7 protein-coding genes and 1 pseudogene are annotated in these 12430 nt (G+C 65.9%); 2 read left to right on the top strand and 6 right to left on the bottom strand.

Annotation, left to right across the window (positions count from 1 at the left end; genetic code table 11):
* The first annotated feature begins 41 nt into the window (after positions 1-41).
* A complete protein-coding gene (locus OHB24_RS20610; RefSeq protein ID WP_327640702.1) occupies positions 42-182 on the top strand; it encodes a hypothetical protein in 141 nt (46 codons plus the stop codon).
* 216 nt (positions 183-398) lie between these two features.
* Here the strand turns inward: OHB24_RS20610 and OHB24_RS20605 are convergent, their stop codons facing one another.
* On the bottom strand, positions 399-686 hold the full coding sequence (locus OHB24_RS20605) for a DUF167 domain-containing protein (RefSeq protein ID WP_327640701.1): 288 nt from the start codon (positions 684-686) through the stop codon (positions 399-401).
* 700 nt (positions 687-1386) lie between these two features.
* Between OHB24_RS20605 and OHB24_RS20600 the strand changes: the two genes are divergently transcribed.
* On the top strand, positions 1387-2199 hold the full coding sequence (locus OHB24_RS20600; RefSeq protein ID WP_327640700.1) for a hypothetical protein: 813 nt from the start codon (positions 1387-1389) through the stop codon (positions 2197-2199).
* Here the strand turns inward: OHB24_RS20600 and OHB24_RS20595 are convergent.
* The 5 genes and pseudogenes from OHB24_RS20595 to OHB24_RS20575 all read right to left on the bottom strand — a co-directional run bounded on the left by OHB24_RS20595 (position 2174) and on the right by OHB24_RS20575 (position 12267).
* Positions 2174-2709 (bottom strand): annotated as a pseudogene (locus OHB24_RS20595) (Chromate resistance protein ChrB). The gene OHB24_RS20600 and the pseudogene OHB24_RS20595 overlap by 26 nt on opposite strands.
* Before the next feature lie 403 nt (positions 2710-3112).
* Positions 3113-5959: a tetratricopeptide repeat protein gene (locus OHB24_RS20590; RefSeq protein WP_327640699.1), complete on the bottom strand. Its 2847-nt coding sequence runs from the start codon at positions 5957-5959 to the stop codon at positions 3113-3115.
* Positions 5953-8457 carry a Clp protease N-terminal domain-containing protein gene (locus tag OHB24_RS20585; protein ID WP_327640698.1) on the bottom strand — a complete coding sequence of 835 codons (2505 nt, stop codon included), beginning with the start codon at positions 8455-8457 and terminating at the stop codon, positions 5953-5955. The genes OHB24_RS20590 and OHB24_RS20585 overlap by 7 nt, the downstream gene beginning before the upstream one ends.
* A 101-nt stretch (positions 8458-8558) precedes the next feature.
* Positions 8559-11228, bottom strand: a complete 2670-nt coding sequence (locus OHB24_RS20580; protein ID WP_327640697.1) for a hypothetical protein — start codon at positions 11226-11228, stop codon at positions 8559-8561.
* A 292-nt stretch (positions 11229-11520) separates the two neighbouring features.
* Positions 11521-12267, bottom strand: coding sequence for a hypothetical protein (locus tag OHB24_RS20575; protein WP_327640696.1), 747 nt, complete (start codon positions 12265-12267; stop codon positions 11521-11523).
* Positions 12268-12430: the final 163 nt, after the last annotated feature.

Raw genomic sequence — 12430 nt, 5'->3', positions numbered from 1 at the left:
CATCTTCTGGGGGGACATTGAAGACAACCACTCTCTACGAAGTGACCTACACATCGCACGACCGCACGGCACCCGCCCGGACCGTCACGGACGCCGCCGGAGTCACCGAACTCGTCCGCCAAGCCGCAGCGGCCGGATCCCGAGTCCACGTCCGTCCACTCCCCGACGGCCAGCCTGGGTAGCCGAGGCAAATCTCATGCCTCGCACCCAGCCTGCCTCGGGCGCGCGACTGGAGGCGGGCACGCGCCGGGTCAGCGTCTGGGACGTTGCTTGGCTGAGATCGATTGGATGACGAGGGTCGGTCCTTCGGCGTCGGTGATTGGAATTCTGGCCAGCTTCAGCGCTTGGTCGATCAGGCGACGTGCCCACCACGACCGACAGCCGAGCGTGCGCTCCTCCTATCGAACGTTTGAGCGGAGTAGTCGTTCGAGCCTCGCCTGGATCTCACTACCCTCCCCCTCGACCTCGACCAGTTTGTCGCGGCTGGTCGAGCCTCGCACCAGCGTCACCGCAGAGCGGCGTACGCCGAAGGCTGCGGCGACCGCCTGCAGGACAGCCCTCGTCGCCTGGCCCTCCACCGCCCTAGCTACCACTGCGACCACGAGCGCCGGGCCGGCCGGGCCGTCGTACCGGCCGCCGACGGACGTCCGGGAGGCGCCCGGATTGATTCGGAGCAGAATTCTCATGTCCGAACTCTCGCCTGCGCGAACCAAGAGATTGGGTGCCCGCCTGGTGGCCCGGACGGCGTTCCAGCGCGAGGGGCTGCCGGCGGCTCTCGAGGGGTGGAGAGACACGCCGGACAACTCGCCGCCATCCAGGTCGGTGGGACCAGCTACCAGGCGGGCCCTTCGAGCGTATGCCCGCCACCGGAGGTTGAGGGGATCGGTGACCGAGTTGCAACCCAGGCTGAGCACTCAGGCGGCAATCACCGCAAACATCGTCTGCCCACTTCATTTGCCCTGCGCAACGATTTCTCAGTTGTTCAGTCCTCCGCGCATCCGGCGCGCTCACGAGAGCGACTTCGCACGGCACCGGGTCGCCGGAGTGCCAGCCCCTCAGCACACACCCGGACAAGCCGCTGTCAGGAACAATTGAATGACCCGGGCTTGGCTCACGCCTAGGCCGACGGTCTTGCCGACACGGCCAACACTCCTGGCGCCCACGCAGCCGAGCTTCAAACTCCCGCGCAATGAGAACGCGCGTTGTTGGATCTGTCGTCCTGATGCATCGCTCGGTGCGCCGCCGGACAGATCCGGTTGAATGCGCGCCATCTGCCGCCGACTCGGTCGGGAGGGGCAACGGTTCTCGGCGTACGACGATCTCACCTCAAGCGGCTGATAGTTGCTAAAGTTTGCAACTGCTCAACTGCGAAGGGGATGGTGCTGCATGGCTGATCAGCACCAGACGCGCCCGGGCGCGTGGACCGGATCGGTCAACATCCGCCATGTGGGCGGGGTCGGCCCGGCGGAGGTCCACAAGGCCCGGCGGGCGATCGCGGAAGTCCTGGCCCGAACCCAAGTCATCGCACAATCTCAGGTCCCGGCACGGTCGCAGGCCTACATCGCGGATGTGCGGATGCGTGTCTCGGGTGGCGCCGGAGGCAGCGGTCCTGGTCTGGTCCAGGTCAACCTCACCGTCGACGGGCGGCCGACGAGAGTTCAAATGCCCGGCCCCACGGTCCGTGACGCGATCACAGTCGCCATGGCGCGCCTCGAGCGGCGGCTTCGGCTGCTGGCCCCAGGTAGATCCTCGGAGCTTCCGACCGGGCCAGACCCACAACCGCGACGCCCCTTGGCCACCACACTGCCTGGACGGATAACGCGACTCAAGTCCGTGCCGCTGGCACGGACGGCGCCAGCCGAAGCGAGCGCGATACTGCTGGCGATGGACTACGACGCGTACCTGTTCACCGACGATGTGTTCGGTCAGGACGCGGTCGTCTTCCGCAGCGGACCCAGCGGACTCCACCTCGCCCGCCAGTACACCATGCGCCCGCCCTCCAGCCCGGCAGAACCCGCGATCATCATCCATCCACAACGCACACCGACGATGACGCCGGCCCAAGCCACCAGCTGGCTCGTACGCCATCGCCTGCCACAGTTGTTCTTCACCGACGCCGAGAGCCGTCGCGGATTCCTGCTCTGCCGAAGGTACGACGCGCACCTCACCCTCGTCACCGCCGGCCCGGTACGGCCCTGATGCGCTGCGGCCGGTGATGCCCCAGCAGGTCAGGTCGCCGCGACGGCTGGACGGCACCCTCGAACTGCTCCGCCAGATGATCCTCACACGCCGCCGCGCATTGCCGGAGCCGATCGGTCGCGTCGGCCGCCTCGAGGGTACCGAACACGTCCCGCGCGGTCAGGTCACGATGCCAACGCCGCAGCCGCTCCAGGCTCTGCTCCTCCTCCTCGAGCTCGGCCAAGGTGAACTTCTCGATCCGGATCTCCTTGGCAACCTCGGTCTCGAACTTGTCGCAGTCGGACAAGAACTCGATCCAGTCGGCTTGCCGGGCGCGTCAAACAACCCGGCGAACCGGGCGGCATCGCCCGGGCTCCGCCCGGACGCCTCCAGCACCGTCGCCTCACCGCCCGCCCGTTCGACCAGCCCGATCGCACGCTGGACGCCTTCGGCGAACACCGGCAGGTCCGGCACCGCCCAAACTCCCTGGCTCAGCGACAACGCACCAGCCTTGCGCAGCTCACGCCACACACCCACCCGGTACCGAGAAGGCTCCGCCGCCAACCTGATGACCAGCACCAACCAACCGTCACACCAAAGAACGTATCGCGCGTTACATTCTCACCTACAGGCTGCCCCGCGCGCCTGCTCGCACCTACTCGGCCCTGGTAGTGATGCTCGGCCAGCGCCGACCTGGCGGACCTCCACCCCGGCGCCGGCGAAGTCACGGCTGATCCGGACCTGATCGTCGCGTGCCTGATGTCTCTCGGCGACTTCAGCCCGACCAAGAACGGTCACTACAAACTCGAATCGATCTTGGCGGACGCCTGGAGACGCCTGACGTAAGTCGAGCCCCTCCGGGTATCCAAGGAGAAGTGCTGGTCGTTCACCGGCATCTCTCCGGGTCGGATGATGTGATCCGCCGACGGGCGCCTCAGGTCGATCGTGCGGTGATGATGGCGTCCATTCGCGCAGCAGCAGGAGCCTTCGCGGGAACAATGGTGGCCAGTTCAGTCAGGTCATTCCGTTGTTCGCGCAGGATGTGAGCCGGCCAGGACGCCGCCGATGCCTGGCATTCCACCGCGGCCAGCTCGTCATGTCCCGCGGCCAGCAGGTAGAGACCCAGGTTGGGATCACCGCGCCGCTGCCGTCGCTGAAGCACCGAGCGACGGCGCGTGGATCCGATCTCGATCGCGTCCCGGAACAGGAATCCGGCCTCGTCCAGGGACCCCATCGCAGCGAGGCTGAGCCCGTACTGGTAGCGGGTCCAATCGCTCGAGGAATTGCCGGCCCGGATCGCTTCCAGAGCTTGCACAGCGGCATCTGGTCGTCCGCTGGACCGCAGCACCGCACTGCGAATCAACGCACCGTACTCGGATCCCTGTTCCATCTCATCCGCCATCGCCAGCTCTTGGTGTGCCTCGTCGTACCTGCCGAGCCGGGCGAGGGTATCGCCGCGCAGTTGCCGGGACCAGGCATGCTTCGGCGCCAACTCAATGGCCCTGTCGATCGCCGGTAGCGCCTCGGCGGGGTTCATTGCCGCCAGCCGCACCCACGCCATCGACCGGTGCGCCTCGACCGAGTCCGCGTCGAGCGACAGCGCTTCAGCTAGGTTACGCTCGGCGGTCCCGAACTCGCCCAGGCAAGCGAGGGCCTCGGCGAGTTCAGTCCGCAGGTTGACTGCGTCACGCGTGGTCAGACCAGATGCCACCACGAGACGACCGAGGCGCTGAACGAGCTCTTGCTCATCGTCGATCGCCCTTGCCTCGTAGATCCAGTCCAGAATCGTCGGAATCGATGGCCGCGCCCTGCCGCTCCCTTCCTCCATCTCGGCGACTGCTCGGTCGAGCGCGAAGCGCACGACCTGCGCGGTTGCAGTCGCGTCGTCGTCGGTGCGGTGCAGGCCGATCATCATGTCGATGAAGCTCGCGAAGACCGGCGGTTGACATGCCAGATCCACGTCGCTCGCGAGCACCTCTGCCCAGACTCCATCGGCCAGCTCGAGTGCATCGCACATCTGCCCTGCCCGTGCGAATTGGCGGCTCCGCACGCCCAACGTGCAGACCCTGGCTACGAGCTTCCGCAGCGGATCATCGCACTGCAATCCGCTCAGGAGCGCGATCGCATCCTCGCTGACCGGAACTCCGGCAGCAGGACGCAGATCGTCCCGTAGCTGTGCAACCAGCACCATCGTCTCCACGACGTCGGTCGACGCCGGATCAACGCTTCGGAGCCACTCCAGCTTGATCGAGGTCAGCTCCTCCACGACCTCCCACCAGTGATCGTTCTGAGCCCATCTGATCGCGGTTTCCACTGGATCGAACCGGCCGCCCCGCACCTGCCAGTCAGCGAACGCAGCGGCTACCCTGACTGCCGAGTGCTGGTGTCCACCAGTCAGCAGCTCGCGGAGAAATTGCCACAGAAAGTCGTTGCCTTCTTCAACGGCATCGGGCGTCCCGATCTGCAGAAACAACTCGAGGGCCTCCCGCGTGGGAGCAACGGCCGCATCGTAATCACAGATACTGCGGTAGTGCTCAGCGCTCCGGATCAAGGCTCGGCCGAGTGACCGAACCGATTCGGAGTCAGTCGGATCGAGCTCATCTCGTCGCATCTGCACCAGCTCGGCCGAGAACGACCCGGCAGCACCGACCGGCAGCAGACAACGTACCGCCCCCTCGAGCAGAGTCTCGAAACCTCCGCGAAGCTGCTTGGCCTGCCGCTCGACGAACCAAGCCCGGTAGAAGCCGGCGGCGTCTACCATCCGCGCTTCGAGGGTCATCGGGTCTCCCAGCCAATGAGTCGCCGGACGCACAGCGACGAATTCGTCGACGGCGGCAGAGGTGGACAGAGCGGCTGTGCGGGCCTCATCGACGGCGGACGTCCATTCGCGAGCCAACCGTTGCATCGCCACTGCACGAATCCGGGTCTCGGTCTGGCGCAAAGCATCCGCGGTCGCTTCCAGAGTCCCAGCAGCATCTGGGATGTTCGCGCGCAGACGCGCCAGCGTGGAGTAGGCCTTGGCTGCCCCGAGGGGATGGCCGAGCTGCTCGAAGAGGCGACCCACGGCCAGGAGCCGGGCCTGCATCTGATCATCAGGATCATTCGCACTCTCGGTGAGGCAGAGTACCGATCGCGCCCACGACCATCGGTTCATCGCGTCCGGCAGCGCGCTCGTGACGTTGATGCGATCGACGCTCTCCAGCAACTTCCCGACACCCGGATCGCGCTGCTCGATCAGCTGCATGACGGAGTTCAGTACAGCTCGCCCGTCGGCAACCTGATCGTGCGCGATGAGAGCCCGGCCGTAGCTGATGGCGGCCGCCCAGTTCCGGCTTCGACGCAGCCCAGTTGCTCTTGTGCCGACGGCGGCCAGGTTCACCGGAGCTGATCGGCGGACGCGGATCTCCGCTGCTTGGAGCTGCAGCTCCCTGGATCTCAGTCTTGGGAAGGTGATCGCCTCCAGCGCCTCGTCGGCGGTCTCTGCCCTGTCGAACCTGGCCAGCAGGGGACCACCAAAACCCGCGAAGCGCCGGTTCTCCCGACCGGAGAGGTTCTCGTCGCCCTCGTCCAGGAGCATTCTGCACAGCAACTCGCCCAGCTCGACGTGATCGATCGCCACCGTGAACGGCAGGAGATCGAGCATCAGGCGACTTCGGCATCGGTCGCCCGGCTCGTGCTCTACCAGTACCTCGAGACCGCCGTCGACCACGTCCTCGAATCGGCCTTGCTCAGCGAGTTGGTTGACGCTGATCAGGTCCCACCCGTGCGAGCACTTCAGCATTTGCCGCTCCACACACCGCTCTGGCTTCGAGCATCGACCAGGTGCTCGCGCTCGACGACATGGCCTCCAGCCACTGATGCCGCGGTTACCAGCCACCGCTTCAGGAGCGGCGTGAAGGCGTACGCGGCTACCGGAAGGTCCGGTGTCGTTGAGCCACGCTCGGGCTGAAGTACTGCCTCGAGATGTTCAGGTCCGACGTACGAATGTCCGGCGGCGGTCGCCAGCGCGATCGCATGTCGTAGTGATGCTTGCAACGTCTGCGACGGATGGGGTCGGCCGATCGACGGTCGCGCTCCTGTCCGCCGTAGCTCCGCGATGTCGAGAAGATCGGTGGTCTCGACTGCACGCATCCACGGGACCGCGATCGCAGTCGCCGCACTGATCGTGTCGCGGAGACCCCTCGTCCAGCAGCCATGGGCGGGCGATCTTGCAGAACTTAGGTCGCTATCGAGCAGCCCCGCCGAACGTTCTCTCAGTTCCGGAGATGTCGTGGGTGCGGCAATCACGCGGCCTAGTACGTCGGCGATCCCGATGACGCGCCCGCTCGCCGCCAGGTCACACAGAATCTCACGGGTAGCGAAGCTCAACTGATGTCCGCCAGCTTGTGGCAGCGCTGTCGCGCTCCTGGCGTTCAGCCGCAGGTTGTTGGCGCCATGCACAAGGCGAGTGATCACCTCATCGGGAGGTATGCCCATGGCGGTCAAAAGCGCATGCACCGTAGACGGGGCAGAAGTCAACGTCGCGACGCTGACGTGCCACGGACGAACCAGTATCGAGCCGCTCTGCCAGGCCACCGCGCGGCTGCACCGCAGGACCTGCTCGACGGCGACGGTAGCGCGTTCGGGCTTGTTGCCGCCGGCTCGCAGATCGATCGTTTGCCGAAGGAGGGACAGGTCGACGCCCGCGGATTGGAAGGCCGCTGCCGAGTCGGTATCGACAAGCGCCGCAGTCAGCAGATGTTCCACGCCGAGTGTTCGATGTCCCATCTCCGTAGCGATCTGCCAGCCGAGGCGCAGAGTGACGCATGTCCCTCCGGTCAGGGTCTCGACGTCGGTCAGCCACAACGGTCCATCGATTCTCGGCCGATAGCTGTCTGTCGATCGCTGAACGACTGCTCGCCGGGCTGACTGGGCCTCGACCGGAACTGGGGTGCCGGAGGCTGGCGTTGGCCTGGCTTCCTCGACCGGGTCCTCGTCTCGCAGAGCAGCTTCAACCCGTGCGACCAGCCGCTGACCGATCGAAGGCGAGAGCTGGGTCAGTTGTCGTGCGACATCCAAAGCCCGAGCGCCTCCTTGTTCGATCTCCTCATCGCTGATGGTCGGAGGCCATGCAGACCCGGCTCGAATTTCCTTCCACCGACGCCGGAGCCGACCGTCCGCGAACACAGCGAATCGCAGGTCGACATGACGCTCGATCAGCGAGCGAAACCGCGTGACGCCATACTTCTGTTCGAGCGCGACGCTGAGTCTCACCACAGTCAACGGCTCCCGAAGCATGACTGAGACGCGCAAGCCCGCGAGCGCCTCCTCGAACAGTTCACGATCCGCGCGTGCCGCGTCCGGAGTCTGGCATTCGAGCAATCCACAGACCGCGTTGGCGAGCAGGCTGCCCATCCGTCGCTCGCTCTCCGAAACCGAGTCACCTGCCGCGAGGTTTCTCAAACTCGTTGCCTGATGCTCCCCTGCGAGCCTGCCAGCAGTCCGATACATGGTTGCGGCCGTCTCGAGCGATCCGCGGCGATGCAGGATCCGGGCCCACACGAAACACAGCCAGACGATCTCGTAGGGAGTGAGTTCGTCCATCTCCTGCGGAGTCATCTGGTCGATCAGGGCGTCTTGCGCCGCCTCCGGGTCCGATACCACTCGGCTCGCCAACCGGACTGCGACGGCGCTCAGTCGGACAAGCCGATCTGCTGGGACATTGCGGTGCACAGTCGACTGTGCCCGCCGGAGCATAGTCACGGCGCCGTCTTGATCACCGAACTCGGACGCGGCTAGGGCGCTGATCGCGTATCCACGAGCCGCGAGTACGGCGGAACGGAGGATCGGTATCGCCGCGAGATCCCGTACCGCCAGGCCCGCGAACTCCTTGGCCAACTCCGGAGCCTCCGCATCGAGTGCAGCCTCAGCGGCCCGCAGGGAAAGGACCCGGCCGCAGAATGATCCAGCCGGATGAGCCACCAGAGCGGTCAGGTAGGTCCCCAGGGCCTCCGCCGCCCTCCCGGAACGCATAGCCCGATCGGCACGGCGACTTGCGCGAAGGTGACCATGTCGGCAGAGCAGGACAGGAGTACAGACATACCGCTTCGACGACTTCGTGACCGCAAACCTCTCGATCAGCCGCGCACCCGCTGTGATCGGCGCGACGTACAGGCTCCGGTAGAGCAATGCGCCGATCAGGAACAGCAGTGGAACATCGACGAGAAAGTAGGCAGCCGCCGAGCCCAGTACGGCGAGGAACCAGTGCCGTAGGCCGAGGACGGCCACCACCGCCAGCATGAGCCCCTGCCAAGACCAGAGCCGATCTCTCGGCACTAGGGCGATCAGGATGACGACAGCAGGGAGCCAGCGGACGACGGCCGCTCCGAACAACCTGATCACTACGCACGCCCCAGGTACACGAAAGACTGCCATTGCAGCGGAGTTCCGCGCCCTGTGAGGCGCCAACGAGCGAGCCTCCTACGCTGGAATTCAGCCAATGCCAAGCACGGATCGGGCTGCGACGTGAGCTCGCGCGCCAGGATGTGGGCGGTGTTTCTCAGGCCCACATCGTCGAGCACCGGATAGGCCGTGCAGCAAATGTGATCCGCGCCCGCCATGAGTAGTCCCGCACTGAAGCCCAGCCATTCGTTGGCCAGCGCGTCGCCCTCATCCGAACCGTTCAAGGAAGCCAGGCCGATTCCGTCGCAGGCGACCACCAGAGTCCGCGACGGCAGCGGATAACGCGGTCTTCCGTCGGGATGAACACTCGCCAGGTCGCGCATAGTCAGCACACCATCGAGATCTTTGCCCGCGACGCTGAGGCCGTGCAAGCTCGACTTCCCGGACTCGGCGACAAGATGCCCGGCGACATAGAGCAGCCAGTCGCGGTCTTCCGACACGCTTTCGAGAGCGGCCGCGAAGTCTGGTTTGGTCAGCGATCGAGTGCTGACATGCATTACATCCCGAGGGGGGTGCAGTACCTCTTTCAGCCCGGGATCGCCACTCGGGTTGATGACGGCGAGCCGCACCGGCCATTGACCCTCCAGAGGTTCACGAGCTCGCATCGAGGCTCGCCGGAGCACCGCCCAGGCAGGAACGTGCTGAACCGCGACCCGTTCGACCAGCCGGATGTCCGGCTGCGTCGACAGCGGTAGCCAGGCGAACGGTACGTAACTGAGCGAAGCCGGCATCGACACCAGGAGCTTGCGGTTTCGGAGCCCTTCCCTCAGCAGGCCGTCCCGCAAGGTGCCGGGCAGGAAGGCTCTCGCCACTTCGTCCAGCAGTTCGATCTCACGTGATGCCGGTACGGGATGCCAGAGCACCCCGGAGGTCGCTCGGACCCGACGCGCTCCGGCGTCTTCGTGGAGCCTCGGAAGCGGGAGCGCGAGCCGAAGGGCACTCAGCGCCCGGTCGGCCGTGCCTCCAGGCGTCAGATCGACCATCCCATGTGACCAGATGCCGTCCGGGGAGCGAACACTCCAGTAGTGCCGATCAGCTACGGTCACGCCGTTCCAATACCAGCATCGACCAGCAGTCGCAATCAGTTCGCGATTGAGGTCGAATTCCTCCGCTCCCTCCTCCGCCGGCCAAGGGTGCTCGAACCCGACTCGAGCATGGGCGGGCTTCACCACTGGATTGAAACCCGCGAGGACCGCCGCGTCGGCGGCTTCTTCGGGCGACAGCTTGTCCGGTACGGCTCGAGCCGCTACCGATCGATCGCTCGTCAGATCGAGGATCGACAGCATGCCGGACTGGGCCGCTGACGACTGCGCGGGAAGTACCTCCCCGCGAGCCATCTCGATGATCTCGGCGACCAGCCGGCTGTCATTGACACGATCCGCGAGACGGAGCGTCACCGCATACGCATCGAGCTGTCGCAGCGCCCACTGAGAGCGCCATCGGCTGGACGGGAGCTGGTAGCGCGCCCGGTTCGCTACGGAGACCGCAGCAATCGCCTGGCCCAGAGCAGCGTCCGTTCGGCCCTCCTTCTCATCGAGCTCGGCCAGCACCAACCGGGCTCTTACCGCGGCCAGCGGCCTGGTGTTGGCGTCCAACAGCGCGAGCGCCGCGGAAGCATCCTCGCGCGCCTGGGCCAGAGCCTGCGCGTCCTCGCCATGGAGGCTGGCCCGCAGGACGAGTTCTGCTGCGCTCTCGTGAGGACTACCCCCGGCTTTCACGCGGCCGTCTGCTCTTCCTGCAACCCGCCTCAAAACCACCCGGACGGAATCCAGCTCGCCGAGACCGATCATCAATCTCGCCAGCCAGAACTCGGTCCGCTCGATCAGCTGAGAATCATGACGCCGTACGCCGATCCACCGCAGCCGATGGATCGCCCGCAGCAGTCCGCTCAGTCCGTCCCCTTCGTCAGGGTTGACCGCGAGCCAAGCCTCGACGTCCGCCTCGACCGAGAGGAGCTCCGCACGGCGGCGCCACTGACGGGCCCGATGGCCCACCAGCTGAGAGCGGGCCGCCGTCAGCGCGGCGCGGGCATCGTCGTCCCGGCCACTGGCCCTGAGGATCACAGCGAGTTGGAGGGTGCACCATCCACGCACCTGGTCGGTCGAGGCATCCAACGCGGCTCGGGCCGTCGCGACCGCTGACACGGCGTCGCCGATGTCGCCGCTGTGCAGGGCGACGAGCGCACGGCAAACGTCCAGCACCGGCTCGCACTCGGACGGCAGGTCCGTGCTGACAGCAACGAAATTCGGAGCAACTTCGGAATCACCCGCGACGGCCAGATCGACGACCGTCGCGAACACCGAAAGCCTTCGGGTGACGAACAACCGCAGTAACGATCCAACCGGGAGGAAACCGAGTATCGGGCCCCGTTGCTGCCAACCGCGTTGGAGGAATCCACGCATCGACATCCCGGCGATCAGCCACCACCCGGTTGCGAACGCGCCGACGCTGTACCACCACTGATCGACTCCGAAGAACACACTCCCCGCGACAAGCCCGAGTGCGATCGGTGTGATCACCCCGAGGAAAGCGGTCGTGGTAACCAGGAGCATGACCTGCACCGGATCAGCGGACGACAGCACCCCGAAGAGTCCGACCGCCAGCGCCAACGCGGCGCGAACGGCGATCGGGACGACAAGCAGGTCGTGATTCAGGATCCGCGAGTCGTCAGCGGCGAGGACTCCGATCCGCGAAGCACTCGTTCGAGCAGCGCGGAGCGTCCGGAAGTCCACGAACGCATCCAGGAGACGCGACCAGACGAACGGATCCCGCCAGCCGAAGGGCTTGCCGGCTAACCGAACATCCGCAAGAACCGCCAGCTCCTCATAGTCGCGCTCCTCTGGTCCCCCGCGTCGCCGGAGCCACTCGACTGCCTCCAAATCCGAGCCGGGCCAGCCGAGATCATCCCTTCTCATGTTCGCCTCGCTCCGAACCGCCTGCGAACAGCTGCCAACTGCTCCGCCAGTACGGTCGCCAAGTCTCCGAAACAGGAAGATCCGGCTGTCTGCGGCTCACCCGGAGCAACCAGAGCTGAGCGTGTGCCTCGAAGACGAGTACGACACAGCTCACGAGTATCGCAATGGCCGCAACGGGAGCTGCGAACCAAGCCGCCAGCAAGCGGCTCGGAACCAGCAACCACGGCGAAAACACCATCGGCTGAGCCATCAGAGGCAACAACAACGCGAGTTTCCAGTAGGCATGCGCGTTCAGCATCTGCTCGACCAACGCGAGGGAGGCGACGACGCAGGCCACGTACTGGAGCACAGTCGCGACCACGTAGTAGCGCACCCGATTCCAACTCAGCGGGCCGTTCATGTGCTCGCCCGTAGGCAGGACGTCCTTGAGCAAGGCGTTCACGGTCGCCGATCGCCTACCGGTGGTGCGCTGGTTAAGCCGGTCTCTCGCAGCGTAGGCAGCGGGGCCCGCAATCACCGGCTGAGGCCGCGGGTCAGCCGACGGTGCTTTGTCGTCGACCGGCGCCGAGGATGCCGTCCTCTGCGCGTGGGCCAGGAGTACATCGGTTGTCACGGCTGCATCGGCAGCCGAGTCAGCCATCGAGTCATGGTCGAGGAGCGCGGCATACAGATGGAGCGTTGATGCGTCCTGCTCACCATGGAGCTCGGCGAGCCCGACGGCGTTCGCCAGCACCGCAAGTACGGCTTCTGACGGCCGCGGCAACCTCCCTGATCGGCCTGCCGTGCCTCCTTCCGACTCCTGTAGACGGATCTCCGGCGAGGCAGAGAGTGAGCGAAGCGCCGTGAGCAGTCGCGTTGGCGTGGCGCCTGGCGCAGGCGTCAGTAGTGCGTGCTCC

This window comes from Kribbella sp. NBC_00482, assembly GCF_036013725.1.
Lineage (GTDB): Bacteria > Actinomycetota > Actinomycetes > Propionibacteriales > Kribbellaceae > Kribbella.
The sequence above is the reverse complement of the archived record's forward strand: the minus strand, read 5'-3'. Positions and strand labels throughout refer to the sequence as shown.

Excerpts from the sequence above, each read along its gene's own strand:
- OHB24_RS20590 (WP_327640699.1), bottom strand. The coding sequence starts at position 5,959 with ATGCTGAAGTGCTCGCACGGGTGGGACCTGATCAGCGTCAACCAACTC.
- OHB24_RS20600 (WP_327640700.1), top strand. The coding sequence starts at position 1,387 with ATGGCTGATCAGCACCAGACGCGCCCGGGCGCGTGGACCGGATCGGTC.
- OHB24_RS20605 (WP_327640701.1), bottom strand. The coding sequence starts at position 686 with ATGAGAATTCTGCTCCGAATCAATCCGGGCGCCTCCCGGACGTCCGTC.
- OHB24_RS20585 (WP_327640698.1), bottom strand. The coding sequence starts at position 8,457 with ATGCTGGCGGTGGTGGCCGTCCTCGGCCTACGGCACTGGTTCCTCGCC.